Annotated in this window: 33 protein-coding genes; 24 read left to right on the top strand and 9 right to left on the bottom strand. The window is 42.9% G+C overall.

From position 1 onward, the window contains the following. The first annotated feature begins 92 nt into the window (after positions 1–92). The 4 genes from gloA2 to WJM94_RS03980 all read left to right on the top strand — a co-directional run bounded on the left by gloA2 (position 93) and on the right by WJM94_RS03980 (position 2,565). Complete coding sequence (gene gloA2 / locus WJM94_RS03995) at positions 93–533, top strand: SMU1112c/YaeR family gloxylase I-like metalloprotein (protein ID WP_444493005.1); 441 nt, start codon at positions 93–95, stop codon at positions 531–533. Positions 534–621: 88 nt separating this feature from the next. Beyond that, positions 622–1,128 (top strand): class IV adenylate cyclase, encoded by a 507-nt coding sequence (locus tag WJM94_RS03990; protein WP_444492935.1) that lies wholly within the window; start codon positions 622–624, stop codon positions 1,126–1,128. 131 nt (positions 1,129–1,259) lie between these two features. Continuing rightward, positions 1,260–2,009, top strand: coding sequence for a carbon-nitrogen hydrolase family protein (locus WJM94_RS03985; RefSeq protein ID WP_444492934.1), 750 nt, complete (start codon positions 1,260–1,262; stop codon positions 2,007–2,009). Positions 2,010–2,184: 175 nt separating this feature from the next. Further along, positions 2,185–2,565: a VOC family protein gene (locus WJM94_RS03980; protein WP_444492933.1), complete on the top strand. Its 381-nt coding sequence runs from the start codon at positions 2,185–2,187 to the stop codon at positions 2,563–2,565. A gap of 127 nt (positions 2,566–2,692) precedes the next feature. Here WJM94_RS03980 and WJM94_RS03975 read toward each other — a convergent pair whose 3' ends face one another. After that, positions 2,693–3,244 (bottom strand): TetR/AcrR family transcriptional regulator, encoded by a 552-nt coding sequence (locus WJM94_RS03975; protein WP_444492932.1) that lies wholly within the window; start codon positions 3,242–3,244, stop codon positions 2,693–2,695. Between the two features lie 95 nt (positions 3,245–3,339). Here WJM94_RS03975 and WJM94_RS03970 point away from each other — a divergent pair, with 95 nt between their 5' ends. The 5 genes from WJM94_RS03970 to WJM94_RS03950 all read left to right on the top strand — a co-directional run bounded on the left by WJM94_RS03970 (position 3,340) and on the right by WJM94_RS03950 (position 6,134). Further along, positions 3,340–3,792 carry an HPP family protein gene (locus WJM94_RS03970; RefSeq protein WP_444492931.1) on the top strand — a complete coding sequence of 151 codons (453 nt, stop codon included), beginning with the start codon at positions 3,340–3,342 and terminating at the stop codon, positions 3,790–3,792. Positions 3,793–3,826: 34 nt separating this feature from the next. Beyond that, a complete protein-coding gene (locus WJM94_RS03965; protein WP_444493004.1) occupies positions 3,827–4,399 on the top strand; it encodes a DJ-1/PfpI family protein in 573 nt (190 codons plus the stop codon). Positions 4,400–4,439: 40 nt separating this feature from the next. Continuing rightward, positions 4,440–5,135 carry an aspartate/glutamate racemase family protein gene (locus tag WJM94_RS03960; RefSeq protein ID WP_444492930.1) on the top strand — a complete coding sequence of 232 codons (696 nt, stop codon included), beginning with the start codon at positions 4,440–4,442 and terminating at the stop codon, positions 5,133–5,135. A 13-nt stretch (positions 5,136–5,148) separates the two neighbouring features. Continuing rightward, positions 5,149–5,610: a hypothetical protein gene (locus WJM94_RS03955; RefSeq protein WP_444492929.1), complete on the top strand. Its 462-nt coding sequence runs from the start codon at positions 5,149–5,151 to the stop codon at positions 5,608–5,610. Between the two features lie 89 nt (positions 5,611–5,699). Continuing rightward, complete coding sequence (locus WJM94_RS03950; protein ID WP_444492928.1) at positions 5,700–6,134, top strand: GNAT family N-acetyltransferase; 435 nt, start codon at positions 5,700–5,702, stop codon at positions 6,132–6,134. A 92-nt stretch (positions 6,135–6,226) separates the two neighbouring features. Here the strand turns inward: WJM94_RS03950 and WJM94_RS03945 are convergent, their stop codons facing one another. From WJM94_RS03945 to WJM94_RS03935, 3 genes are all read right to left on the bottom strand, one after another. Then, positions 6,227–7,504, bottom strand: a complete 1,278-nt coding sequence (locus tag WJM94_RS03945; RefSeq protein WP_444492927.1) for a dicarboxylate/amino acid:cation symporter — start codon at positions 7,502–7,504, stop codon at positions 6,227–6,229. A 263-nt stretch (positions 7,505–7,767) separates the two neighbouring features. Then, positions 7,768–9,186: a sigma-54-dependent transcriptional regulator gene (locus WJM94_RS03940; RefSeq protein ID WP_444492926.1), complete on the bottom strand. Its 1,419-nt coding sequence runs from the start codon at positions 9,184–9,186 to the stop codon at positions 7,768–7,770. A gap of 22 nt (positions 9,187–9,208) precedes the next feature. Further along, on the bottom strand, positions 9,209–10,870 hold the full coding sequence (locus tag WJM94_RS03935; protein ID WP_444492925.1) for a transporter substrate-binding domain-containing protein: 1,662 nt from the start codon (positions 10,868–10,870) through the stop codon (positions 9,209–9,211). 570 nt (positions 10,871–11,440) lie between these two features. On the opposite strand from WJM94_RS03935, the gene WJM94_RS03930 reads away from it, so the two are divergent. From WJM94_RS03930 to WJM94_RS03870, 13 genes are all read left to right on the top strand, one after another. Then, positions 11,441–11,998: a GNAT family N-acetyltransferase gene (locus tag WJM94_RS03930; RefSeq protein WP_444492924.1), complete on the top strand. Its 558-nt coding sequence runs from the start codon at positions 11,441–11,443 to the stop codon at positions 11,996–11,998. Between the two features lie 74 nt (positions 11,999–12,072). Further along, complete coding sequence (locus tag WJM94_RS03925) at positions 12,073–12,615, top strand: GNAT family N-acetyltransferase (RefSeq protein ID WP_444492923.1); 543 nt, start codon at positions 12,073–12,075, stop codon at positions 12,613–12,615. 132 nt (positions 12,616–12,747) lie between these two features. Then, positions 12,748–13,164, top strand: a complete 417-nt coding sequence (locus WJM94_RS03920) for a VOC family protein (protein ID WP_444492922.1) — start codon at positions 12,748–12,750, stop codon at positions 13,162–13,164. Positions 13,165–13,293: 129 nt separating this feature from the next. Next, entirely contained in the window at positions 13,294–13,911 is a 618-nt protein-coding gene (locus tag WJM94_RS03915) for an HAD family hydrolase (RefSeq protein ID WP_444492921.1), read from the top strand. A 257-nt stretch (positions 13,912–14,168) separates the two neighbouring features. Continuing rightward, positions 14,169–14,483: a hypothetical protein gene (locus WJM94_RS03910; protein ID WP_444492920.1), complete on the top strand. Its 315-nt coding sequence runs from the start codon at positions 14,169–14,171 to the stop codon at positions 14,481–14,483. Positions 14,484–14,500: 17 nt separating this feature from the next. Continuing rightward, the gene (locus WJM94_RS03905) at positions 14,501–14,920 is read left to right on the top strand and encodes a GFA family protein (protein WP_444492919.1); all 420 of its coding nucleotides are present in this window, start codon (positions 14,501–14,503) and stop codon (positions 14,918–14,920) included. Positions 14,921–14,950: 30 nt separating this feature from the next. After that, entirely contained in the window at positions 14,951–15,667 is a 717-nt protein-coding gene (locus WJM94_RS03900; protein ID WP_444492918.1) for a TSUP family transporter, read from the top strand. A gap of 78 nt (positions 15,668–15,745) precedes the next feature. Beyond that, a complete protein-coding gene (locus WJM94_RS03895) occupies positions 15,746–16,387 on the top strand; it encodes an alanine--tRNA ligase-related protein (protein ID WP_444492917.1) in 642 nt (213 codons plus the stop codon). 204 nt (positions 16,388–16,591) lie between these two features. After that, the gene (locus tag WJM94_RS03890) at positions 16,592–17,026 is read left to right on the top strand and encodes a DUF5675 family protein (protein ID WP_444492916.1); all 435 of its coding nucleotides are present in this window, start codon (positions 16,592–16,594) and stop codon (positions 17,024–17,026) included. A 2-nt stretch (positions 17,027–17,028) separates the two neighbouring features. Next, complete coding sequence (locus WJM94_RS03885) at positions 17,029–17,523, top strand: hypothetical protein (RefSeq protein WP_444492915.1); 495 nt, start codon at positions 17,029–17,031, stop codon at positions 17,521–17,523. Between the two features lie 78 nt (positions 17,524–17,601). Beyond that, positions 17,602–18,363, top strand: coding sequence for a hypothetical protein (locus WJM94_RS03880; RefSeq protein WP_444492914.1), 762 nt, complete (start codon positions 17,602–17,604; stop codon positions 18,361–18,363). 155 nt (positions 18,364–18,518) lie between these two features. Then, positions 18,519–18,848, top strand: coding sequence for a zinc ribbon domain-containing protein YjdM (locus tag WJM94_RS03875; RefSeq protein WP_444492913.1), 330 nt, complete (start codon positions 18,519–18,521; stop codon positions 18,846–18,848). Positions 18,849–18,889: 41 nt separating this feature from the next. Then, a complete protein-coding gene (locus WJM94_RS03870) occupies positions 18,890–19,285 on the top strand; it encodes an ACT domain-containing protein (RefSeq protein ID WP_444492912.1) in 396 nt (131 codons plus the stop codon). Positions 19,286–19,379: 94 nt separating this feature from the next. Here WJM94_RS03870 and WJM94_RS03865 read toward each other — a convergent pair whose 3' ends face one another. Next, positions 19,380–19,580 (bottom strand): hypothetical protein, encoded by a 201-nt coding sequence (locus WJM94_RS03865; protein ID WP_444492911.1) that lies wholly within the window; start codon positions 19,578–19,580, stop codon positions 19,380–19,382. A gap of 661 nt (positions 19,581–20,241) precedes the next feature. Further along, positions 20,242–21,129 (bottom strand): LysR family transcriptional regulator, encoded by an 888-nt coding sequence (locus WJM94_RS03860; RefSeq protein WP_444492910.1) that lies wholly within the window; start codon positions 21,127–21,129, stop codon positions 20,242–20,244. 142 nt (positions 21,130–21,271) lie between these two features. Here WJM94_RS03860 and WJM94_RS03855 point away from each other — a divergent pair, with 142 nt between their 5' ends. Both WJM94_RS03855 and WJM94_RS03850 read left to right on the top strand, forming a co-directional pair. After that, complete coding sequence (locus tag WJM94_RS03855; RefSeq protein WP_444492909.1) at positions 21,272–21,883, top strand: FMN-dependent NADH-azoreductase; 612 nt, start codon at positions 21,272–21,274, stop codon at positions 21,881–21,883. Between the two features lie 22 nt (positions 21,884–21,905). After that, complete coding sequence (locus WJM94_RS03850; protein ID WP_444492908.1) at positions 21,906–22,832, top strand: NADP-dependent oxidoreductase; 927 nt, start codon at positions 21,906–21,908, stop codon at positions 22,830–22,832. 170 nt (positions 22,833–23,002) lie between these two features. Here WJM94_RS03850 and WJM94_RS03845 read toward each other — a convergent pair whose 3' ends face one another. The 3 genes from WJM94_RS03845 to WJM94_RS03835 form a co-directional block, all read right to left on the bottom strand. Beyond that, positions 23,003–23,671, bottom strand: coding sequence for an HAD-IA family hydrolase (locus WJM94_RS03845; protein WP_444492907.1), 669 nt, complete (start codon positions 23,669–23,671; stop codon positions 23,003–23,005). 63 nt (positions 23,672–23,734) lie between these two features. Next, a complete protein-coding gene (locus WJM94_RS03840; protein WP_444492906.1) occupies positions 23,735–24,100 on the bottom strand; it encodes a hypothetical protein in 366 nt (121 codons plus the stop codon). Then, on the bottom strand, positions 24,100–24,474 hold the full coding sequence (locus WJM94_RS03835) for a YhcH/YjgK/YiaL family protein (RefSeq protein ID WP_444493003.1): 375 nt from the start codon (positions 24,472–24,474) through the stop codon (positions 24,100–24,102). Before WJM94_RS03835 ends, WJM94_RS03840 begins: the two co-directional genes overlap by 1 nt. Between the last annotated feature and the right edge of the window lie 179 nt (positions 24,475–24,653).

The raw sequence follows: 24,653 nt of genomic DNA, 5'->3' as shown, positions 1-24,653 counted from the left end.
AAGAAGATTTTGTGATGCCTGACTATTTTGAATAGAAGCTTGAGTTTTGTATTTATGGTGCAATGGGTTAGGCTTGGTGTTTAAAAATGTTCATGCTCTCGCGTCAGGGCACGGCAATAGGTCTGTTTTGGTATTGGGGGAATCAGGTGTTTCTAGAAAGCTTTCATCATGTAGCGATCATTTGTTCGGATTACCAAAGATCTAAGGAGTTTTATACTGAAGTTCTTGGTTTAACCATCATTGCTGAAAATTATCGGGAAGAAAGGCAATCTTATAAGCTTGATCTCGCTTTGCCTAATGGGAATCAGATTGAGTTGTTCTCGTTTCCAGAACCGCCAGTACGACCAAGTCAGCCAGAGGCAAGAGGGCTAAGACATTTGGCTTTTGTTGTTGCTTCCGTCGAAGAGATGTCAAAGTACTTGGTCTCGAAAGGGGTTGATGTCGAGGCGATTCGTATTGACGAGTACACCGGTAAGAAATTCACCTTTTTTAAGGACCCGGATGGTCTTCCATTAGAGCTTTACGAAAAGTAATAACGACCCGCTAGAATGGACTAGCATGCGTACATGTTGTGAGCTTCTACCGTATGGTACTATCGTTATTTTCAAGCAGAAATAGCAGATGAGTAACGACCATTTTCAAGGCAAATTCGAAGTAGAACTAAAATTTCGTCTTCGCTCAAAATCAGAGTTCCTGAAAACTTTGAACCAAATTCATCATGAAGTCATGCTTCAAGACAACATTGAGCATGACTGGTATTTTGATGCTCCTGATAAAGCACTAAAAGCCCATAATAAGAGCCTTTGTATTCGTACGATGGAACCCTCAGGTATCAATTTGTGGATTGTGAAAGGGCCTGAGCCAGATCGATGTGAGGCTACAAATATCACCAATGCTGCGAATGCCATTAGTATGCTGAAAAACATGGGCTACGAGGTTGTTTTACAAGCCAAGAAAGTTCGCAGTATTTACTTCGTTGGGGAGTACCATATCACGGTCGACTCTTTGGCTGGAATTGGTGATTTTGCTGAGTTCGCCATCATGACAGATGATGAGTCTCAGCTAGTAAGGTACAAATCTGAACTACAAACGAAGTCGTACAAACAAATGTTCGAGGAAAGCGCATAGACCATGAGTGCGAGAGATTCGCAGCAATGGAGTGTTTAAGTTTGCTATTAGATTAGTGACTAGGGTTGCGCATACACTTGGCGACGGTGTGTTTCGTCAGTTAGATAAGTTGTATCTTCTAAGGAAAGAATTTGAAATCAGATATTACTATCAGTTTGGCTCAGGTTCCTGTTTCTAAGGGTGATTTAGGGGCAAACCTTTCTCATCATCTCGCGATGATCGAAAAATCGTCATCATACAACGCGGATGTGGTTGTATTTCCGGAACTGTCTTTGACCGGTTATGAACTTGAATGGGCTCAAGAGTTGGCGATGAATCACGAATCGTCTGTTTTTAAAGAACTCTCTCAAGCCGCCGTTGCAAATAAGATCATCGTTATAGCAGGGTGCCCTCTAAATTCTAATCACTCCGATAAACCGACAATTGGTGCTGCAATTTGCTTTCCGAATGGTTCAGTCGAGTTTTATTCCAAACAGTACTTACATGAGGGTGAAGAGAAATATTGCTCCCAAGGATCGGTTGACTACTCGATAAATATAAAGGGGCGTCGAATCGCCTTGGCTATTTGTGCAGACTTTTGCTCACCTGAGCACTCAAACAAAGCTCGCGAATCCGGTGCTGACCTGTACATTGCAAGTGCTCTCATCTCAGATAGCGGTTTTGAGACTGACGCGAAAATTTTATCTGGCATTGCAGAAAAACATAACTTGCCGGTTCTTTTAAGTAATCACATATCTGTAACGGGTGGGTGGTCAACTTGTGGTAACAACTCCATTTGGAACTCAAGCGGAGAGCTGGTTTTTAGCTCTGAGTCGAAAGAGATCTGTTTAGTGTTATGCACAATTTCAGGTCATCATATACAAGCAACCAAAAGGTGTTAAGCGTGTTCTAGAGGCTTGGAATAGGTGCTTTTGGGGCTGACATTAACGCTAAATATGATGCGATATGAGAAAGCACCCTATTACGTGCTTCACACCTTAACAACGCATTGATAGACATAAGAATGTGGATATAGCAGAGTAAGTCAGTTCAATAACAATGCATAAGGACGCATACATGTTTAGTCACGTTATGGTTGGCTCAAATGATATCGATAAATCCAAACAATTTTATGATGCAATCCTGTCAGTTCTTGGCTACAAGGAAGGTGTCTTAGACCCGCACGGGCGCTGTTTCTATTTTCATCCCGAGGGGACTTTTGCTATTACCGCACCTATCAACGGTGAAGAAGCAACTTCAGGTAATGGTATGACTATCGGCTTCAAAGTGGAAAGTCCTGAATTGGTCGAGTTATGGCATAAAGCCGGTCTGGAAAGTGGTGGAGTAGAGTGTGAAGATCCTCCAGGTGTGAGAGCGGTCGGCCCACGCGAAATGTACCTCGCTTATTTACGAGACCCAGCAGGCAATAAGCTTTGCGCGACTCATATTATGGCTTAGGCAATATCGCTAAAACATAATTGAATAGAACTGATTCCCAACGCTTGGCATATCGTCTGCGTTGGGTTTCTTGTTTTAAGCGCCAGAGGCAGCTCAGCAGGTCGCTCTTTTCATTTCAAGCGCATTATTAATCCATCAATCTATCCAGAATAGTAATACATTTAGTTGCGACTTCTTGCCCATTTCCGCTTACATGCGCAGTAACAATCGCGCCTTCTTTCATGATGCAAATGGCATCAATCAATGAGCTATCATTGCTTGTGAGATGACTGGCGATGATTTGCCGCACTTCTTCCTTGTGGTACCCACAGAAACGCGCGACTTCACTGTTTAAATCACTAAACTCAGCAGAAGTGTTGATAAAAAAGCAGCCTCTGAAGTTACCTAGTTGAGGCTCTTGACTACTGAACCAACTCGCTAGTGCCGAAAACAACCTGTGTATCAACTCTTTGTCAGATGTTGCACCTGCCAACTTTTGCTCCAGCCAGGAAGCAAATGTGTCGTGTCTTTGCTGTAAAGCGGCCAGAACTAACGCTTCTTTACTTGCAAAGTGGGTGTAAAGCGTGCGCTTCGCGACACCGGAGACGCTAAGTATTTCATTAATTCCAATCGAGTTTATCCCATGGGTATAAAAAAGGGATAACGCGGTATCCACCAGTAACTGACGTTTTTTGCTCATAAGGCACCTCCTGAAAAAGTAGTTTGACAAAAGTAGACCAATTTGTCTATTTTAGTTTGGTAGACAGGTTGGTCTACTTTTGTTTGGAGGTAAATATGAAAAATATTGGATTATCGGTTGTCGCAGGAATTGGCGCATTTCTAGCGATAGGGTTGCTTTCTTTTTTTGATTCGACAATGAGCAATGTTGCATTACTTATGGCACCTTTTGGAGCCACGACTGTATTGGTTTTTGGTGTACCGGATAGCCCTTTGGCTCAGCCCAAAAACGTCATCTTCGGTCATCTAATCACAGCGTTGGTTGGTGTCATCTTTACTCAGTATGTTGGTGTCTCACCACTGACACTAGCGTTAGCAACTGGGATTGCAGTGAGTCTTATGTTGGCGACGAAAACCACGCATCCACCCGCTGGCGCAAACCCTTTATTAATCATGTTGTCAGGGCAGGGGTGGGCTTTCCTCATTACCCCAGTTTTAGTGGGGGCCGTTCTCATTGTTTTAGTGGGGAAAAGTATGCAAGGGTTGCTCAAACAGTGGGTAAAAAGTTAAAGTGTTAACGGAATGTTATGTGCATGGAGGCGCAATGAATATTGGCATCTATATCTATGATGGGGCGGAGGTCCTGGATTTCTCCGGACCCTTCGAAGTCTTTAGTACAGCAAAGCGATTAGAAACAAACGACTGGAATGTGTTTTTAGTGGCAGAAGATTTGGAGACTGTTTCTGCAAGAGGTGGTTTCAACGTCTTGCCTCACCATTCCATTCATGACCACCCCGATATTGATTTATTGGTTGTTGTGGGTGGTGTGCACACTGAGGAAATGACGAAGTTAACTGTACTGAACTGGATAAAATCGGTCGATCAACGTGCCAGTCGGGTTGTATCGGTTTGTACCGGTGCATTCATATTAGCCAGTGCCGGGTTACTCAGCGGCTTAACGGTCACAACGCACTGGGAGGACATTCCCGATTTGAATCGTTGCTTTCCAGATTTGGTGGTAGTCGATAATCAGCGCTGGGTTACTTCAGGGAAATACACAACTTCTGGAGGCATCTCTGCAGGCATCGACATGAGTTTATATCTTGTTTCACAGTTACATAGTCGTAACCTCGCTAAAATGGTCGCGCGTCAAATGGAGTACAACTGGCAGGAATGATCATAATTGAGCGCTCTGTGGCTTAAGTAAGGGAAGGTAAATGAAGACGATAGGATTGTTAGGCGGGATGAGTTGGGAATCAACCGCCAGCTATTATAAAGCGCTCAATGAAGGGGTAAAGGATCGGCTGGGTGGCTTACATTCAGCGAAGATCTGTTTATACAGCGTCGACTTTGATGAAATTGAAAAGCTCCAGCATCAGGGCAAGTGGTCTGAAACAGCTTCGATTCTTTCTGAAGCTGCAAAGTCAGTAGAGCGCGGTGGTGCGGACTTTTTGATGATTTGCACGAACACGATGCATAAAGTTGTGCCAGAGATTGAGTCACAAATATCGATTCCAATTTTACATATTGCAGATGCGACAGCAGAAAGCCTGATTCGAGACGGCATTAAGAAAGTTGGCCTATTGGGAACGCGTTTTACAATGGAGCAAGACTTTTACAAGGGAAGGATCACAGAGAAATTTGGAATAGAAGTTGTTGTTCCAAGTACGGATGAGCAAACTGTCGTTCACGACATTATTTATCAAGAGCTCTGCCTGGGGCAGATAAAGGCTAATTCCCGCGACATTTATTTAAAGATAATCGCCAATTTGTATGCTCAAGGCGCACAGGCGGTGATTCTGGGATGTACTGAAATTGCATTATTAGTTAAGCAAAGTGACACGACTGTTCCTTTGTATGACACCACGGAAATTCATGCAGCGCATGGCGTTGAATGGGCATTAGGTAATTAAAAAAGGACAAATTATGGCTATACCAAGTAATGAAGATATCTCGCGGTTACACCGATATTTTGCCATTGAGAGTAACAATGAATTTTGGTCCCTGTCTGAGAGTTCGGCAAATGCTGCAGAGAAACAGAGATTATTAACCGTTGCGTTTTCTTCACTCTATCATTGGTCAGAAGTAGGAACCGATGAGAATAAACAACTTGCTCATTTAGCCGTTGCGCGAGCGCTGTGCGTGAATGAATCGAAGTTAAGCCTTCAGTATGCAAAAATAGCTTTCGACTATTTTGATGGAACAGGTGCCGATTGGATTCAGGCGTTTACGAATGCCATTTTAAGCCATGCATTTCAGATCTCGGGTGAACAATCTAGTGCGTTGGAATGTTATGAACGAGCGCTAGCTTTTCAAGGGTTGTTACCTGAAGAGGATAAAGCTATCTTTGATGCTACATTCAATTTGATACCTGTCCCTGCGGCATAAACAGTAAACATCTAAAAACGGGCTAAGTCTCAGTCAGCGTGTTAGCCTGTTTCTCTAGATACCTCGTTAAATGCTTAAAGGAAGTTGGCATGGAAATTATCACTGGGAACAGTCCTGAGATCATACAAAAGGTTCAAGCTATTCGCTATCAGGTGTTCACCATTGAGCAGCAAATACCCAGAGAATTAGATCTGGATGGATTAGATGAATGTTCCGTTCATGCGTTAGTAACGGAAAATGATGCTTCAGTCGCGACAGCTCGATTAACGATAAAGGAGGACGGATCTTCCGTTATGGCCAGAGTTGCTGTTACAGAGCCTTATCGAGGTTTGGGCATCGCTTCTAAAGTTGTGCAGTCATTAATGGAATACGCTCGAAACGATGGGGTAAGCTTTATAGAAATTCATGCCCATGGGTATCTCCGAAGTTACTATGAGAAGTTTGGCTTTGAGTTTATTCGAGAAGTTGAAATTGTCGGAGAGCATCAGCTAATCGAAATGCATTACAACATAGTTAACATATAACGCGCTGAAACTTAGAAATTTCGTCGCTCCCTTTTAGGGGGGCAGATATTAAAACCGCCTCATTATTAGGAGGCGGTTTTTACTAGGACAAGTTATGCAACTTCTTCTTTGGTCACTGGTGCTTCTGCGTTGTAGATTGATTCGTCCAATTCTCCTTCGCTTTTAGCGATAAGAACAGACACCATTATATCTCCACATACGTTTACTGTGGTGCGAGCCATATCCAGGACACGGTCAATACCAGCAACGATAGCCAGACCTTCAATAGGCAGGCCGACGGTAGTCAGTACCAGAGACAGCATAATCAGACCTGCACCAGGTACACCAGCTGTACCAATAGAGGCTAATGTGGAAGTCATAATAATTAAGATATAGTCGGAAGTTTCAAGGTCAATACCAAATGCCTGAGCAATAAATAGAGCACAGACACCTTGGTATAGAGCAGTACCGTCCATATTGATGGTTGCGCCTAGTGGTAGAACAAAGCTTGCGACCCCTTTAGATACCCCAAGTTCTTCTCTGGCAGCTTTAATACTCGCTGGCAGGGTACCCGAGCTGCTGGTTGTGGTGAAGGCCACAGCCGCGGGATTGCTAAGTCCTTCCAGGTATCGAATCGGATTCAGCTTGCCAAAAACTTTAACTAAGCCCGAGTAGAAAACAACCACGTGAAGCAGGCAGCCCATAAAAGTAACCGCAATTACCTTGAACAGAGGTAGCAGGATATCTATACCAAATTTGCCAGCTACCCAAGACATCAGGCCAAATACACCATACGGTGCCAGCTTCATCACCAGTTCCGTCAGTTTGTACATAGCTTCCGCTAAACTCTCAAAAACAGCGATAGCAGGCTTTGCTTTCTCTCCAATCAGGGTCAGTGAGATACCAAGACCGATAGCAAATACAATGATCTGAAGGATATTACCTGCAGCTAACGCACCAACTGGGTTTTGGGGAATAATGTTCAGTAAAGTTTGAACCAGTGATGGAGCATCATTACTGGCGGTACCAGCGTCTTTTGCAATCATGTTCAGGCCTTCACCCGGACCAAAGGCTGCAGCAAGACCCAAACCAATCGTTATAGCAACTGCTGTGGTCCCCAGATAGAGAGCGATGGCTTTCACACCAATGCGGCCCATCTTACGAGAGTCCTGCATTGAGGTTACACCCACTACCAGTGAGCAGAATACTAGGGGAACAATCAGCATCTTTATCGCGTTGATAAACAGTGTACCAATAGGCTTAAAGATCTCTGCTTCCGGCCCCATAACTGTACCAACAATAACCCCTAATACCATACCGATTACGATTTTCTTCCACAGCTCCAAGCTACTCCAAAAACCTCCACTCGCTGCCTTATCCTTTACAGTCATGTGTACTTTCCTTTTATTACTGTCAATATTAATCACGACATCCCGTCTGGGAAGCGACTTGTTAACAATAATAAATGCAATGGGCGTGCCAGCATTTGTTGTGCTTTTAATTGATTGATTTATAAATACAAATTTTTAATTAAGCTGAAGGGAAGGGGTATAACCTAAGTTATAGCTTGTCAGTTTTTCGTGTAAATATTTATATAAAACAATGCGTTATATTGGTTATAACTTTAGTAATATTATAACCAAAGTTATAGGGGTTAATCTCGACTGCTTTTGCTGTTTTTGAGGCGTTTACTTAACGCTGGTTGCGAGATCCCTAGCATACGCGAAGCAAGGGATTGGTTACCTTGTGATCGTGTCATTGCCTCAGTTATTAAAAGCTCGCTGATTTCCTGCAGTGTCGGTAATGGCCTGTTCGGGTCAAATAATGTGCTGTTTTCTTCAACATCAGATGTTTCTAAATTGCAGTTGTCTATCACCCTTCGGAACACTTCCATCGAAAGGGTATGGCTTTTATGCTGGCTTACTGCATCGTAGACCAGTGCCTGTAGCTCACGGATATTCCCAGGAAAGTGATAGGTTGAGAGTAGTATCGGCAACTCTTTTGGGAAAGCAGGAACCGTTTTGTCCATGTCTGCTGCCGCTTGCGCAAGAAAATGTTCAAACAACGGCGGGATATCCCCTTTTCTTTCTCTAAGAGGGGGGACCTCTATTTGGTGGATACAGAGTCGGAAGTAGAGGTCCTTGCGAAAGCTTCCCTCTTCCACCAATTTTCTAACATCGTGGTGAGTAGCAACCACTACTCTGGCACGACTGCGTTTCGGTTTATCACTGCCTAGAGGGTAGTAGTCACCCTCCTGTAGCAGTCGCAACAGTTTGGTCTGAGACGTGTGGCTAAGATCTCCTATCTCATCTAGAAATAGGGTGCCATCAGCTGCCGCTTCCACCATACCAGCACGTTTACGATCAGCACCAGTAAATGCGCCTTTGCTGTGCCCGAAAAGGGTATCGGCAAATACTTCGTCATCTATTCCTGCAACGTTGACACTTACGAGATCCCCTTTACGCCCACTTAGCTTATGCACTGCTTCAGCGATATGCTCTTTACCCACGCCACTTTCTCCGGAAATCATTACGGGCTGGCGGCTTCCTGCGACAGATTCCAAGTACTGGAATATTGATCGCAGCTTTTTATCTTGGGTTATGATCGATTTGAATACCTCAGGGCGTTCTATGGTATCGGAAAGAAAATGCCGTCGCATAGCTTCGTTTTCTCGACGCATCTCCTGCATAGTGATCGCACGTTTGATCCCTTCCAACAACCGGCTTTCTTCTGTAGTTTTGACAAAATAGTCGTAAGCACCGAGCCGGATACAGTCTACCGCTGATTCTATCTGGTTCATGCCACTAACAATGATCACACCCACATTTGGGTGCCTCTCTACTATCTGCTTCAGAAGCATATCTCCGGAGATATGAGGCATATTAAGATCAAGCAATACTAGCTCAATATCCGGATTCTTCTCGATCAGCGTCATAACTTCACGGCTGTCGCTGGTCTGATAAAGATGAGTGATGCCCCCGCGTCTCTCCAGAGCCAGTGACAGACTACGGATAAATGCAGGCTCATCGTCCACAAGCAGGATGCCGAATTCGGGATAAAGGGAGTCTATCATTTCCTTATTTTTTTCCTTACTTTTATGCCATATCCAATGGGAGATACAGAATAACCTCAGTGCCTTCTGAAGGTTTAGATTTAAACAATAATTGACCACCGTGCTCTTCCACAATGGTCGAAGAAATAGAGAGACCTAATCCGGTACCGCCTTGCTCTCTTTTGGTGGTAAAGAAAGGATCGGATAGTCGCTTCATATACTTTGGTTCAATACCGACGCCCGTATCTTTTACCGACATTCTTATCCTGTTTTTTTTAGTCTCGTAGTGGGTGCTAATCGTGATGCTCTGTGAATGGTTATCAAGCGCCTGGCAAGCGTTGACGATCAGATTAATCACCACTTGCTGAAGACGCTGTGCACTTCCCTTGATCGGTGGGAGGCTGTCGTCATAGTAGACAGAAAAGTGATCCGTTGATGATCGGATTGTTCTGTCGGTCAGACGAATTGCAGCCGCGATCACTTGATTGAGATCGACCAACTCCGTCAGTTCCAACGGCTCCTTGCGTGCAAAATCTTTCAGGTCATCAACTATACGGCGTATATGTTGAGTGCCTTCAAGCATGTCGCCGAGCATTACCGGAAGCTCATTTCTCATCCGGCTATACCTGAGTCCCGCGAGTTCGAAATCACCATGCGTCTGATAGTGTTCTTCCAGGATATCCTCGATATCGTTGAAAGACTCTTTTAAAACCGGCAAATTCAGAAGGAGAAGGCTGGTCGGGTTATTGATTTCGTGAGCAACACCGGATACTAAGATACCAAGAGAGGCCATCTTATCGGCCTGGATAAGCTGTTGCTGTTGCCTTTCCAGTGCTTTTGTTCTGCGTGATACCTGCTCTGCAAGACTCCGGTTCCAGACCATCACTGCGCCGAATATTGCCGAGAGGATTATGGTGGCGCTGACCAAATAAATGGTAATTTTTTCCCAGTTAACTCCCAACGAAGTGTCTGTACCGAACCACTTGTTGTAGATCTCCTGCTGCTTGCCGGTGTTTTTTAATATCGCAAGTCCTTCGTTAAATTGCGCCAGAAGTGCTTCATTACCTTTTAGAACGCCGTACCCATAACGCTGAGAATCGAATAGCTGCCCTACGGGCTCGATATTGGAAAGTGCCAGTTCTTTACCAAGATATAGACCGGGTAGGTTGGCCACAACAGCGTAATCATGTTTTCCGGATGCCAGAAGTCTAAGTGCAGCGACATGTGTATCTACATAGATAAATTGTGCTTCCAGTCCAGAGTTTGCCAACTGTTCAGCCATGATCCCACCACGTTGTAGGATTATGCTTTTTCCAGATAAATCTGAGGCATTTCTTCTATGAGCACTTCCTTTACGGGCAAACAGTGAATGATGTATTAGTGAATGAGGTGGAGAAAAGTCAATGAGTTCGGCTCGTGCTTCTGAATACGTTATCCCCTGCAAGATATCAATGCGTCCCTCATCAAAGCTGCGTTTCATTTCATCCCAGCGGCCTAACACTATCTTGATATCCAATCCCATCACATCAGCAATAGCTTTGGTGAGTTCCGTATTGTAGCCATCAGGCTCGCCGTTAGTGTTAAGAAACTCGTAAGGAGGATAGTTATGATCACCACCTACTAGTATGGTCTCAGCTTCCGCTCGAACTACGTTGGCGAACGATACAATACACAGACAACATATGCACTTTATAAGATATTTCATGCTTGTGGTTTCTTTCTTTTTTGCCACTAATGTGCGATTTGTAGAAGGTGGGCGCGCCAAAGAGTATATTCTTATATGGCAATATTATGCAAAAACTAAGAAATCAAAAAACACTATATAGCGAAATCTTATGTCTAGAAGCCATCAAAAATATAAGTTAATTGAAATCGTTGCTGAGCATCAGTTCATCGAAATTCACTATCACATTGAAGGTGAAGAGTAGCGGTTCAAAAATGAAGCGCTACGTACGGCATTTTTGGGCCTTTGTGCTCCTACCGATTTCAAGGTAATGGTAAGCTCATGTTCAGGCTGACTTTGCGTAAAGCCAGAGGCCTATTATTGGCCTAGTGTTAATAACCGAAGATGAAGACAATATCGCATCGCGAAAAGCCATCGAAGCCAACGGTGGTCAACTCGAGAATGTTGTAATAGGTAAGGTGTTTACCAATCTTTTGGTCAGACGAAATGACAGCACCAGAGTGGCGTGCAAAGTGGGTGGAAATGGTGACTGTCGAGCAACGAACCTAGCTGAGTGCTGAGAAGTTTTAAAGTTCATTGAGAGAAAGACTAATGAAGATGGAAACAAGCAGATTGATTCTGCGGCAGTGGAAAAATGAAGATTTCCAGCCTTATGCTGAGTTATGCTCAGATCCTCATGTGATGAGATATTTTCTCTCAACACTTTCCCATCAGGAGAGTGATGAGCAAGCAAATAAAATTCAAAATCTTATTGCTGAAAACGGCTGGGGATTTTGGGCGGTTGAACTGAAATCAACGGGTCAATTTATAGGCTTTGTCGGGCTGCATCATCAGGATGAAAACAGCGGTTTCCCAAACGCGCCGTTTATTGAGATTGGCTGGCGGTTGTTGTCCGAATTTTGGGGCCAGGGCTATGCACCAGAAGCCGCGCAAAAAGCATTAGAGTTTGCTTTTGAAGTACTTGATGCTCCATCTGTCTATGCGTTTACGACATTACAAAATGAGCCCTCTCAACGTGTCATGAGGAAAATAGGCATGATTGATACAAAGCAAAACTTCAACCATCCTAAGGTCGCAAAAGGGCATCCATTAGAAAGACATTGCTTGTACAAAATATCTAAAGAAAGCTGGCGTGGATTTTACGGTTAAGTCATACAAATCGTTATTTATAAATATCTTACTGGGCTGTTTAGTAAGGTGTTAAATCTCTCAAGGGGGAAAGCATGTTTACACTGGACGTAGAAAAAGGACTGAAGCTTGCCTTGATCGAGCCGACTTTTGCTCCATTATATCTCGAAATCGTCACTCGAGAGCGAGAATATTTAAGTCAATGGCTGGCTTGGCCACCGCACGCAGACGGTAAGGATTTCTTTTTGAGTTTCATTAAGCGTTCATTGCAAGATTACGCGGAAGGGAAGTCATTGGTTTGCGCGATGTTCTATGATGAAAAGCTGGTTGGAAACATCAGCTTTAATAGTATTAATCACGAACTCAACAAGGCTGAGATTGGTTATTGGCTCAGTGAGGCTTATCAAGGTAAGGGGATTGTGAGCAAGTCAGTTTCTAAACTGGTTGAAATGGCGTTTACTGAGTTGCAAATGGAAAAGGTTCAAATATCGGCCGCTGTTGACAACGCACCCCGTAGACGTGTCTGTGAACGCTTAGGTTTTAGTCTCGAAGGTATCATCACTCGCTGTGAAAACTTAAATGGTCGTGTTGTTGACCATGCGGTGTATGGGCTTAGTAAAAACACTTGGTCTAAATAAAGTCTGGAAAGGCTGACCTCCGCTCGCGGCGGTTTTCCATGCGTGGGTTCGAGATATTAGATGGTATGCTGGCACATGGGTATTAAAGTCTCATCACGTTGTGGTGTTCCTGTCAGATAATAAGGAAACGAAATGAAGCAGAACATTGTCCATATCGCGTTGGTAGTTAAAGAATACGATGAAGCAATCGATTTTTACGTAAACAAGCTTCAGTTTGAGCTTATCGAAGATACATACCAGCCGGAGGAGGATAAACGCTGGGTTGTGGTTGCTCCGCCTAATTCGCATGGTGTGACGTTGTTACTGGCGAGAGCATCAAAACCAGAACAACTTGATTTTATCGGTAATCAAGCTGGTGGACGTGTATTTCTTTTCTTAAATACTGATGATTTTTGGCGTGATTATGAACGTATGAAATCCATAGGAATCAAGTTTGTACGTGAGCCTAAAGAACAGGATTACGGTACAGTCGCAGTCTTTGAAGACTTGTATGGCAACCTCTGGGATCTTCTTCAGTTGAATCCTGACCATCCAATGGCCAAAAGGTAAGCTCGGTCAGTCGATTAAGAAGAATTTGTTACTCATGGCACCTCTTTTATCGGGGAGGTGTGTATCTTGTTCTGAGGGGGGATATTGAGCAATCACTCCCGGACAAAGAGCTATAAGAGAGAAATACAAATGGAATCGAAGAACATCAAGAATGTAGTGTTTGACATTGGAAATGTGGTCGTTCGCTGGGCTCCACTGGAGATCGTAAGACTAACGTTTGGAAATATTGAGTCCGCAGAAGAGAAAGTGAAAAGTATCTTTCAATCAGATACTTGGTTAGAGCTAAACAAAGGTATCATTTCTGAAAGTGAAGCCAAACTTCAGTACCAACGACTTCATGGTTTGTCTGAACTAGATTGCGAGCGTCTGTTTTACTATGTGAAACAAACTCAGATATTAATTTATGGATCTGTCGATTTAATCAAGCGAGTAAAAGCGGCAGGTTATCGCGTATTTGCGCTTACTGATAACGTGCATGAAATTGTTTCGTATTTGAAAGAGACCTATACGTTTTGGCACCTTTTTGAAGGCGCTACGGTATCGGCCGAAGTTGGACTGTTAAAGCCGCAACCCGAGATTTATCAATCATTGTTAACTCAGCACGCATTGGAATCGTCACAAACCGTGTTTATTGATGACATGCCATACAATGTAAAAGGTGCTGAAACAGTTGGCATCTCGGCGATTCAGTTTGAAAACCCAGTGCAGTGTGAAGCGGATTTGAAGTCACTTGGATTAGAGTTTTAAATGCTAGAGAGTTAGGTAGCGATCGTTAATAAGCGAAAAAAGTACTCGCCTCATTATTATGCCGCCTTTTTGTTGGATCCGGATGGCAATAATGTTGAAGCGTTAGTGTACCTTTAGTCATTAATACGCTAAGCGACTATGCTTTTTATGTCTGAGTCTTTTACCGTTTATGTAGAAAGTATGCGAATTACGTCCGTAGACAGCGGTGTTTAACATGGCGCTATTTAAATGTCGGTTATTGTGGATAAGGAGATTGTATGTCCGGAGAAATTATCAAATCGTCTGTTGCTACAATACAGGTTGGTGTTGCAAGAGCAGATGGGAAGCTGTCTCTAACAGATTCAGAGGTCATTTTTGAGCCTTATAATCAGAAGCTTGCACTTGGTCCATACATATTGAAACGTGATGAAATCGTTTCGGTAGAAAAGTGCATAGGAAAAGGCGCTGGAATCATGCCCATTACAAGTGATGCAATTCGCATTACGTTATCTGATGAACGAGCCTTCGAGTTTATCATCGCAGAACCAAATCAATGGATAGAAGTATTCGGCGAACTAAGCGTTGATAATTAGATGCAGAGGGGCATTCCATGGCAAATGTGTATAAAGGATCGTGCCTTTGCGGCAGTGTGAAGTACAAGCTTACGGGAGCATTTCAGCAATTCTTTTTATGTCACTGTACTCGCTGCCAGAAGGATACAGGTTCAGTGCATGCAGCTAACCTCTTTGCTCAAGAGTCAACGTTAGTTTGGACTCAGGGTGATAGTGACGTTAAGACTTATCAACATCCGCATACATTACATAGCAAGAGCTTTTGTCAAAACTGTGGTTCAGCATTACCAACGGTAGCGGAAAGTGTTCAATGTATTGTCGTCCCCGCAGGGAGTCTTGATAGTCCGGCTCCAATTTCACCTACGGCAAAAATATTTACAGGGAACTGTGCCAGTTGGGCAAAAGATTTGTCTCAAGTACCAAGTTTTGAACAATTGCCTGAGCAAAATAAAAATTAAATATTAGAGCGTTAGTGCTAGGGGAAAGTGGTGCCAGTAGAGTTTATTTTAGGGTTCATTTCGATGATAACCTCGGCCATTGCGGGTTTTATTGGATTTGGTGGGGGGATGTTACTTATCGCTATTCTGCCCAGTTTTCTCAGCCCTAGCTTAATTATTCCGATACATGGTGTCACACAGTTAGCTAGTAACTCATCACGAATGTTTTTCTCACTAGTACATGTGCAATGGTCGTTACTTCCCAAGTTTTTAGTTGGCTCTCTGGTTGGTATGCTGGCATTTGGTCTATTTCTATCGAATATCTCCTTTGAATATGTCCCTGCCGCAATTGGTACGTATATCTTGTTGAATCTTTGGAGTAAGCGATTTGCTCACTTTATACGTCGCTACGAAAGCTTCTACCTTATTGGCTTTTTACAAACTGGCTTGGGGCTTATCGTCGGTGCGGTGGGGCCTTTGTCACTCGCAGTACTTACCAAACAGTTGAAATCGAATGATGCTGTTATCGCCACAAGCTCAATGTTTTTGACCATCAGTCATTTGGCAAAGATCCCTGTTTACGTAGCGGTTACGAGTGATTTAGCTTCAAACTTGAGTGTTATTGTTTATATGGTACTGGGATCGATTCTAGGATCGTTTATTGGTACCAAGGCTAGATTTAATGCGGGAAATAAAAAAGTAATTCTGATAATCAAAACGCTACTCACCTTATTAGCGATTAGGATGCTCGTAGCTGTTTTCATTTAAGTACTCCTAAGCTGCGTGACATTAACTGTGATGTAGCGTAGCTATCGAGTAAATCTATTTAATGCACAAGGAAGGCATATGACAGAAAAAGTGTTTTGGAGCAATCCATATCAAGCGGAGATTAGCTCTGTCGTTACTCAAATTACGGGTAATGACGTGGAACTGTCTCATACCATTTTTTACGCCGAATCGGGTGGACAGGAAAGCGATAGAGGAACCATCGCTGGCATTCGTGTGGTTAACGCCGAAAAGGCAGGTTCGCGGATTATTTATACTCTCGAAACCACACCGACTTTTGCCGTTGGAGATGAGGTTGTGACCGAGATTGACTGGTCTCGACGGTATGCGCTTATGAAGTTGCATTTTGCGGCTGAGGTGGTGCTTGAGCTTTTTACGCAAAACTTTGACTCGATAACTAAAATTGGCGCGCATATTTCAGAAGACAAAAGCCGAATCGACTTTGAATGGCCGGAAAACATCACGTCGTTGTTACCAGAACTTCAGCTCAAAGCCCAGGCTTTAATTGATTCTGACTCGATCATTACCAGTGAATTTTCCAATAGCACCACGGAGAGACGCTATTGGGAGGTAGAAGGCTTCGCTCAAGTTCCATGCGGAGGCACGCATCTAAAACGTACGTCCGAAGTCGGAAAAATCGCCCTAAAACGTAAAAATGTTGGTAAAGGTAAAGAGCGGGTGGAGATAACTTTAGTAAAGTAGATAATTATTTTTACTCAGGCGATTAACTGTTATTGATCTATTTTAGATTTATTCTAATTAGAGGCTTAAACACGTATAAGCATGTAAACATTAATATAATCACTTTCATAAAATTTAGTTCTTCTTCTATAGCTTAAAAATAATGAATATAAACATTAAATATATTTGCTAACTTTTGACTTCTCAAGTTAGGAGCAAGTGACTATGGCTATAGAAAAACACGTTAGACTAAACCTGAAAAGAATAAAGCAAAAGGGAGAAACCACTCTGGGGAAACTTACGATTGAGGGGGTGAGTAACAGCTGGTTTGTCTTAGAGCCTGCCGGACCAGACTCAATAGTAGAAGGTTCAGACAAAAGAATTAAATCAGGCACTTACAAGTTGGCTCCTTATAGTTCAGGAAAATATCCCAATGTATATGAGTTGCAAAATGTTCCAGGACGGACATTCATTTTGATTCATGCCGGAAATTATCATAAAGATACGTTGGGTTGTTTGTTGCCTGGAAAAGCATGGGGTAGTGTATCTGACACTCATTATTATGTAAGTAATAGTAAGGCTGCATTAAAAGAAATTTTTTCTGAAATTTTAACTTATGATAGCGCAAGCATTAATATATCTAATCAATTAGAACTATGACTATGAAAAAAATAATAACTCTACTAATAATATCTTTAGGTATCTCTGGATTAATTAATGCGAAAGAACTAGATGTTGGTCTAATTCATACTTGGATGAACGACAATTATAAAGTGATAGAAACAAACCTATATGAGAGCGATGCCTCGGTCGTTGTTCCTACACTTAACACGCTTATTGACCTTTGGCTAACTCGGGATGGCTCAATATCAGGTGAAGTGTCCCCTTTAATAGCTGTAGGGCTTAAAGTTCATCCAGAGTTAACGTTACAAATGCTGTCAGTAAACAAGCCTTCTTTTGAAAGGTGGTTAGATGAATTAGACGGTATGGTTTTTACTGACCATTCTGGACATCAAATCGAACAACTAGAAAAGCTAAGGATAGATCTTATCCACTCATTACAAGAATATTCGTTGGAAGGGAGTACGAGCCTAACACCAATGTCTCAAAGGTTAATCGAAAAGTTGAATTCGATCGAAATCAGGGTAATTGAATAATGCTCATTTTTTCTAAGAGCATTTTTATAAGTTAGTATTCCTTTGTGAGTTTTTATTAGTCTTACAAGGTACAATTACATGTTGCTTAGGTTTTTAGCCGCCTTTTCCATTCTATTGGTATTCAGTAATGTTGCTTATACTTCAACAATATATACGTGCAAATCTGGTGACAGTACCGTTTTTCAAGATACGCCATGCGCTGAAGATTATGACTATGGGATAAAGGAAATTGACACTTTTGATGGGTGGAAATATGGCATGAATATTTTGGCTGTTAAAAAGCAGTCTAAGCTTAGGAAGTTACCAATTAATCCCGGTCAAACCATACTAACTAGTCAATTCAACGCTAGGCTTTTAGATAGTAATTCTACGGCAAGAATTTATACCTACAGTTCAGTAATTGCAGGGAATAGGGCTAAAGTCATGCTGTTTTTCACCCAACGGACACAGAAATTATACAAAATTAAAGCCAGCTTCATAGTTGCTCAGCTACCTATTGAAGAAAAACAGTATTTCTACTCTAGCTTGGTTAATCAGCTTACCTTGAAATATGGCTCTTACTTGGAAGCAAAGAATTATCCGAAGTCGAGCAATGTGCTTACAAAGATAGTTCTCAAAGATCTGGTTGGAACAGAAAAAGTATGGGGAGCAAACTCCGATAACGTCGTTTCATTAACGGGAAATAGGCCTTTCAATCAACTCTATGAATTGAGTTATAAATATCTACCTCTACTCAAGCAAAGCCTTTCTGAAACGACTCAGGAGATTCAAGAGAGTACCGAGAAAGCGATGATTCGGGATGCTGATAAGCTACAAATAAAAAGCGTGTCCAGTCGTTAGTAACGTTTGCTGTTTCAAATTTAAATTAACTAGTAGTCACAAGCACATGCCATAGTTGAAATTTGTGCAGAGAGTTTAAAGTTGATTGGTAGCACGTGCATTTTCTGAGATTAGCATTAACATAAGACGCAGATTTCAATTAACAAGAGGTAGCTATGTCTTTCCATCCTTGCCCAAACTGTCAATCGAAATACGTTTACCAAGACCAGAGCCATCTCATTTGCCCGGAGTGTGGTCACGAATGGAACCCTTCAGAAGTTGAAGAAGCTTTCAGCGTCAATGACGCAAATGGCACGTTGCTGGCTGAAGGGGACAAAGTGACTCTTGCCAAAGATCTCAAGGTGAAAGGTAGTTCCCTTATATTAAAAATCGGCACTAAAGCCATGATTAGACGCATCGTTGAAGGTAAAGATCATCAACTCGATTGTAAGGTTGATGGTGCTGGAGAAATGATGGTAACCGCCAAATTCGTCAAGAAAGCCTGAGCCTTATAACCATTAACTTCTCTATATGGAGATAGCCTTAAATGACAGGAATCACCCAGTTAGATCTACTGCTGAAATCATTGAGCCCTCGGTTATTGGCGCCAGAATTTGTATTTTGTACTGTGTCTGGTGAACTTAAGGATTATCTTGCACTTAATCCTGTCTGCACATTTATGGAGGCAGAAGGGTTAACGCTAGTGCTCGAAAAATCGAATGCTCTGGAGGCAGGGTTATCGTTTGAAGGATCATTTAAGCAAATTACACTCACGGTTCATTCGAGCCTCGAAGCCGTTGGGCTAACAGCTGCGGTAGCCTCTAAACTCGCGTCAAAAGGCATCAGTGCGAATGTCATTGCTGCCTTTTATCACGATCATATCTTTGTCCAATCGTCTAAAGCAGCTGTCGCACTTGAAGCGTTACGTGAGTTGTCCGCGTAAGTCTCATTGTGCAAAACAGAAATCTCAGATACTAAGAATGTGCCCTACAACCGAAGTACACCGTAGGGCACATGTTGTGGAGTCGGCGGGAGAACTAGCAGACGTATCTGCGGAGTTCGTGGGGGTAAATTCTCATTCCGTTTAAGGTGTTTTCATAAACGGATTGCTCTTGGATATAAGACCAGATGTAGGCCTCTGTTCCTGTTTGTGCAGCGAGTTGGGAGATCACCGTATCGACATCGTGACCGACATAATCTTTGGGATGAATCAACATTTCCTTGATAGCTGATAACATAGTAACTTCCTCCATGTAACTAAGTTACAAAATTGTATATTTAAAACGTAGTATTTGTTTTTAATGTGATCAAGTTTAGATTTAAATTTAATTTAAAATTCACATATGTAATTTATTGACGTAAATGGGGTGGGTACTTACCTTACGGTGTGTCAATGAAGGTTGCTTGGTACCGATTCGGGAATGAGCTCGTTGAGCCTTTTGGTCTAATCAATTGTTGAGTGTAGACGCGTAGACGTTCTTTGTTGGTTATTAGCAATTTCAGTGTGTCTGTCAGGCTCAATGGTCAGAGGATTGGAAGATAGAATCACAAGATCCTCTAGATTGGCGACTTCAATCGTGCCTTTCGGATCTTCTTAGAAATATTGTTACGCTGTTGATTCTGATCTTACCTAGTGTAACTTTCGCGATCACATCGACGATAAGCTGAGAGCGAGAATCCATGATGATGATCCTTGATAATCCCGGAATTGTGGTTTCAACTATTCAAAGGGTTATGTATAGAAATGGAACCGGTTTTCCCTTACTTGAGGTAACGGGGTTTTGGACGCCCATCTTCTCAGATAGGTTGACAACTCTCACACAACATATTAAATACGGCTTTAATTCACACAATCTCCTGAAATATACAAAACCACATTTGTTTTAAGGAAGCATTTTGTCAGAAAGACCTTAGGCGCTCAATTAACCATCTTCCTGCTGGCCCTGGTGCACCGTCGGCACGATAAACTGCCGACATAGGGATGTTCAATTCGCGATTCATCCCTTCAATCTCGATTTCAACGAGCTTTCCTTTATCAATATCCTCTGTAACCGTGTGCTTTGGCATTCCTCCCCATCCAATACCGTTAATTAGAAAGGCGCGTTTAGCGAACACGTCTGCAAGGCGCCAGGTAGAGGTCGACATCACGCCGAAATCGGCTTTATCGGATAGATCGGAACGGTCGGTAAGTACCAGCTGGATATGTTCCGAAAGAACACTTTTCGGAATAGGGGATTGATATGAGGCGAGTGGATGGTTAGCTGCTACCACATACGTATAGTCGATGTTACACAGGCCTTCGCTTATTAGCTGTATCGTAGTTGTAGGCAAATAACCAACGATGCCAATACTGGCTTTTTTGTTGAGAACAGGGAGGATTGCGCCACCCAGCGAATCCATGTAGATGCGTAATGGAATATCCGGGAACTCTGCGTGAAACTCTTTTGCCGCCTGAGTAATGGTATCGATAGGAAAGAACACATCAATTGCTACTGATAATTCCGGTTCCAGACCTTCTGACATACCTTTTGCACGAGACTTCATCGCATCGACTTTGGCAATGATGGCTCGTGCATCGGCAATAAGCGCATGACCTTGTGGAGTAAGCGTAGGATATCGCCCGCTACGATCAAAGAGTGCAACACCAACTTGTAGTTCTAAGCTGCGTATCATGTCGCTTACCGCTGATTGAGCACGTCTGAATTTTCGTGCTGCTGCAGAAAAACTGCCTTCGTCGACTGCGGCTACGAAAGTTCTTAGTTGGTCCAGGGTTACGCCATCAAGCATTGAAAGTTCTCCTTATCCATCTCTAATGCAGATGGATAGTATCATAAAACAACGTCTATTCAGATATACAGAGCCAAGCTAGCATTTGTGGACCGATGCTCTTGTGAGTATCAGGAATATAATTAAGAGGTTTTTTGTATTTATGAATATTCTACATATCGATTCCAGCATTCTTGGAGGCTATTCGGTTAGTCGTACCCTTTCGGCAGACATCGTTGAAAGGCAACAAACACTTAATCCGGGCTCGGAAGTCACTTATCGGGATCTTGTTGAAGATGCTGCGTTACACCTTTCTGATTCACATCTGGCAGTGTTTCAGGGTAGTGAGCCTGAGTCACCATCACTTGGTCAGGATATTGCGCTGGGTAGCACGTACATCAATGAAGTGTTTGCTGCGGATATCATTGTTATCGGAGCACCAATGTACAACCTATCGATTCCGTCTCAGTTAAAGGGATGGATCGATCGTGTTCTTGTTGCCGGTCAGACATTCCGATATGGAGAGAATGGACCAGAAGGGCTTTTGCCAAAGGAAAAGAAGGTGTTCATTGCATCGACCCGTGGTGGCATTTACTCCGAGGGGAGTACCGGAACTGCGCTTGAGCATCAGGAAAGTTACCTCAAGTCAGCCCTTGCATTTATTGGTCTTACAGATGTATCCATTATTCGTGCTGAAGGCTTGGCTATGGGGGAAGACATTAAAGCGAATGCTATCTCTATAGCCAAAGATCAAATCAGCGCGATTTCGGCATAACATGTCTGAATCAGGAGACATTATGAAAAGCAATATTCTAATAGCTCGAAAATACGGTCCATCCAGTGTTTTGGAGTTTGTGGAGAGCGAATTGCCTGACTTGCCCGCAGGCATGGCCCGCATAGAAGTACGTGCGGCCGGTATCAACCCTATAGATGCTCGTCGTATGACAGGGGAGTTTCGCCATGGCCAGCTACCACAGACATTCGGTACCGAGTTTGCAGGTGTGATTGTTGAGTTGCCTCTCGGTACTGAAGGCTGGTCTGTCGGTGACGAAGTGCTTGGCTCCGGTGCCAGCTTTACACATGCAACGGTTATTGATGTACCTTTGAGCAATCTAATTGCTCGTCCTACTAATGTTGACTGGGTGATAACTGGTTCATTAGCAGGAGCGGCACAGACGGCGATGACGATTCTTCAGGAGGTTGGCCCCGTATCGACTCTACTGATTCATGGAGCTTCCGGCGGCGTCGGCTCTATTACTGTTCAGATAGCCAAAGAGCTTGGAATTCATGTGGTTGCGACTGCATCTGAGGCAAATCAGGACTATCTGAAATCGCTCGGTGCTGAGCCGGTAGTATATGGCCCTGGCCTGATTGGTCGGCTGAAAGATATTCATCCTGACTTATTCGATGCATCTATTGATATGGTAGGCAATGAAGAGGCCACACAAGCCTCATTGGCACGGGTAAAACCCAATGGCTTTATTGGTACCATTGCTGGTCGTCCGGTTTCTTCAACCCGTGTCCAGAACATATGGGTAAAACGGAATCCAGCCAACTTAGCTAAGGTAGTACAGGGCGTCGCAGAAGGCCGATATCAGTGGAAGGTTAGTGAGCAATTCCTGTTTTCTGATGCGCAACAGGCTTTCGAATCGATTCTTAAGGGGCATACCCGAGGTAAAAGTACGTTTATTTTCTCATTGAGCCCACAAACGTACCTTAAATAGACTACGCAGCTATTGCTGACGGGGCTTTGTCGTGCAAAGCAAGTGGAACAAGTGAGGTAGGCTTAGGAGGAGCACCAACTTAGCTATGATTACAGCTCTGATTGTGAAACGAGTATTCTCTAGCTACTTAGATTGAATGGCTCTTTCTAACTACCTCGATTTAGATTGGATTACACAAATTTAAGAACGTCGGTAAGATGATGTATCTTGTGTAACAAATGGCTTCGTTCAGCCGGTTCACTATCTGGATCGGCATGTGCAAAATACAGGGTTGTCACCCCAGCTTCCACACCCGCTGCCACTCCTACAAGTGAATCGTCGACAAATAGACATTCATCCGCAGTGGCTTGCATTTTATCCATAACATATTGAATAAAAAGAGGATCAGGTTTCCATTTGTTGGCATCAAACGCGCTGAAGATCCTTTCCTCAAAATAGTGCTGCAACCCGGTTAGCTGTAACGTCGTGTCCATTTTTTCATGAGGGCCATTCGACGCGATACAGACTTCAATTTGATTACTGATCAGTGTATCCAACACCTTATTAACGCCATCTATCGGAGTTAAATGATCAACGAAGAGTTGGTTGCATCTCACCCTGTATCTAGCAATTAACTGCTCTAAACCGCCGTCAGAAAGCAGCGACTTATTCGATACCAAACTGTCAAAAATGTGATGGATTTTAATTCCTTGATAATGATTTTTGAGCCACTCGTACTCCACTTGAACTCCCACAGAGTTAAGGGTATCGACCTGAGCCTGAATACACCATCGCTCACTATCAATCAGAGTCCCGTCACAATCAAAAATAACATATTTGACCGTCTTTTTTTTATTCATCTTGTTTTGTCTACGCTTTGGGCTGTCACAGTAAATGCTAAACCTCATCCAATCTTAACGGATTCAGAGTGCCACTAATTTTCCAGATCTTACTACCAATCCTGGTAAATAGGCCAACTTATCAGCAGACATTTTCGCACCATTTGGAAGTGTTATGTGGTTTACCATCCAAACGACACAACCCTGTTCTAAATTAAATAAGCAGCGTACTTGCGAGTACAGAGTGCCATCATCGAATGCATCCGACACTGGGGAAGCAACCCCGCTCCATGTTTGTTGCAGTTCTTTCAGTGCGACATCGAGGGTTAAAGTTAATACTTCAGGTTCAACATCCTTGATAATCGTCATGGTTATATGCGATTGCTGACCAGTTGCCTCGAGATAAATTTGATGCTGAATTTGTTCGTCGTTCCATTGAAGTCTTTTCATTATTGGGCCTCCAACCATGTTCTAGAAATCTTGATTACCGCTTTGCGCACTGACATTGGTCGGTTGACTGAAATAAGCGGTCGGTGAGGTTGCTCTGTATTAAAAATTACATAATCATCTTTCTTCAAATCTATATATTGTTCGTTGATAATTTCTTCACCGAATGCAATGTCGCGCTCTTCTAGAAAATTTTCATTAATACTGAGAAATGGGTGTACGCTGAAGCCAAAGCGTTCTTCACCTTCTAACAAAATTTGTACATCAATATATTTTTTGTGAATTTCTGCTTTTCGGGCTTCCAGAACTTCAGTGTTGTCATCAACAACAAAGAAAAATACATCATCGCCTTTTATCGAATATCGCCTGTTATCAATAGATTGATCTAGTTGGTGTTTTACATGTTTTATTATGTTGAGTAGAGCAGAGCAGGGGAGAGTATCTGCTCCCCGTCTAGGTTTGATAAGTTCCCCTTGAACATATATTCCTCGTTAAAGTTGCGCTTAATGAAAAAATAGTTGAGCTTCGAACTAATAGATTGATTTGACGTTTTTAC

It is taken from the genome of Vibrio sp. YIC-376 (assembly GCF_052353105.1).
GTDB lineage: Bacteria > Pseudomonadota > Gammaproteobacteria > Enterobacterales > Vibrionaceae > Vibrio.
Note: the sequence above shows the minus strand (reverse complement) of the source record. Positions and strands in the feature narration are given on the sequence as shown.

Coding starts and splice junctions, on each gene's coding strand:
- gloA2 (WP_444493005.1), top strand. CDS start 93: ATGCTCTCGCGTCAGGGCACGGCAATAGGTCTGTTTTGGTATTGGGGG.
- WJM94_RS03990 (WP_444492935.1), top strand. CDS start 622: ATGAGTAACGACCATTTTCAAGGCAAATTCGAAGTAGAACTAAAATTT.
- WJM94_RS03980 (WP_444492933.1), top strand. CDS start 2,185: ATGTTTAGTCACGTTATGGTTGGCTCAAATGATATCGATAAATCCAAA.
- WJM94_RS03975 (WP_444492932.1), bottom strand. CDS start 3,244: ATGAGCAAAAAACGTCAGTTACTGGTGGATACCGCGTTATCCCTTTTT.
- WJM94_RS03970 (WP_444492931.1), top strand. CDS start 3,340: ATGAAAAATATTGGATTATCGGTTGTCGCAGGAATTGGCGCATTTCTA.
- WJM94_RS03965 (WP_444493004.1), top strand. CDS start 3,827: ATGAATATTGGCATCTATATCTATGATGGGGCGGAGGTCCTGGATTTC.
- WJM94_RS03960 (WP_444492930.1), top strand. CDS start 4,440: ATGAAGACGATAGGATTGTTAGGCGGGATGAGTTGGGAATCAACCGCC.
- WJM94_RS03955 (WP_444492929.1), top strand. CDS start 5,149: ATGGCTATACCAAGTAATGAAGATATCTCGCGGTTACACCGATATTTT.
- WJM94_RS03950 (WP_444492928.1), top strand. CDS start 5,700: ATGGAAATTATCACTGGGAACAGTCCTGAGATCATACAAAAGGTTCAA.
- WJM94_RS03945 (WP_444492927.1), bottom strand. CDS start 7,504: ATGACTGTAAAGGATAAGGCAGCGAGTGGAGGTTTTTGGAGTAGCTTG.
- WJM94_RS03940 (WP_444492926.1), bottom strand. CDS start 9,186: ATGATAGACTCCCTTTATCCCGAATTCGGCATCCTGCTTGTGGACGAT.
- WJM94_RS03935 (WP_444492925.1), bottom strand. CDS start 10,870: ATGAAATATCTTATAAAGTGCATATGTTGTCTGTGTATTGTATCGTTC.
- WJM94_RS03930 (WP_444492924.1), top strand. CDS start 11,441: ATGAAGATGGAAACAAGCAGATTGATTCTGCGGCAGTGGAAAAATGAA.
- WJM94_RS03925 (WP_444492923.1), top strand. CDS start 12,073: ATGTTTACACTGGACGTAGAAAAAGGACTGAAGCTTGCCTTGATCGAG.
- WJM94_RS03920 (WP_444492922.1), top strand. CDS start 12,748: ATGAAGCAGAACATTGTCCATATCGCGTTGGTAGTTAAAGAATACGAT.
- WJM94_RS03915 (WP_444492921.1), top strand. CDS start 13,294: ATGGAATCGAAGAACATCAAGAATGTAGTGTTTGACATTGGAAATGTG.
- WJM94_RS03910 (WP_444492920.1), top strand. CDS start 14,169: ATGTCCGGAGAAATTATCAAATCGTCTGTTGCTACAATACAGGTTGGT.
- WJM94_RS03905 (WP_444492919.1), top strand. CDS start 14,501: ATGGCAAATGTGTATAAAGGATCGTGCCTTTGCGGCAGTGTGAAGTAC.
- WJM94_RS03895 (WP_444492917.1), top strand. CDS start 15,746: ATGACAGAAAAAGTGTTTTGGAGCAATCCATATCAAGCGGAGATTAGC.
- WJM94_RS03890 (WP_444492916.1), top strand. CDS start 16,592: ATGGCTATAGAAAAACACGTTAGACTAAACCTGAAAAGAATAAAGCAA.
- WJM94_RS03885 (WP_444492915.1), top strand. CDS start 17,029: ATGAAAAAAATAATAACTCTACTAATAATATCTTTAGGTATCTCTGGA.
- WJM94_RS03880 (WP_444492914.1), top strand. CDS start 17,602: ATGTTGCTTAGGTTTTTAGCCGCCTTTTCCATTCTATTGGTATTCAGT.
- WJM94_RS03875 (WP_444492913.1), top strand. CDS start 18,519: ATGTCTTTCCATCCTTGCCCAAACTGTCAATCGAAATACGTTTACCAA.
- WJM94_RS03870 (WP_444492912.1), top strand. CDS start 18,890: ATGACAGGAATCACCCAGTTAGATCTACTGCTGAAATCATTGAGCCCT.
- WJM94_RS03865 (WP_444492911.1), bottom strand. CDS start 19,580: ATGTTATCAGCTATCAAGGAAATGTTGATTCATCCCAAAGATTATGTC.
- WJM94_RS03860 (WP_444492910.1), bottom strand. CDS start 21,129: ATGCTTGATGGCGTAACCCTGGACCAACTAAGAACTTTCGTAGCCGCA.
- WJM94_RS03855 (WP_444492909.1), top strand. CDS start 21,272: ATGAATATTCTACATATCGATTCCAGCATTCTTGGAGGCTATTCGGTT.
- WJM94_RS03850 (WP_444492908.1), top strand. CDS start 21,906: ATGAAAAGCAATATTCTAATAGCTCGAAAATACGGTCCATCCAGTGTT.
- WJM94_RS03845 (WP_444492907.1), bottom strand. CDS start 23,671: ATGAATAAAAAAAAGACGGTCAAATATGTTATTTTTGATTGTGACGGG.
- WJM94_RS03840 (WP_444492906.1), bottom strand. CDS start 24,100: ATGAAAAGACTTCAATGGAACGACGAACAAATTCAGCATCAAATTTAT.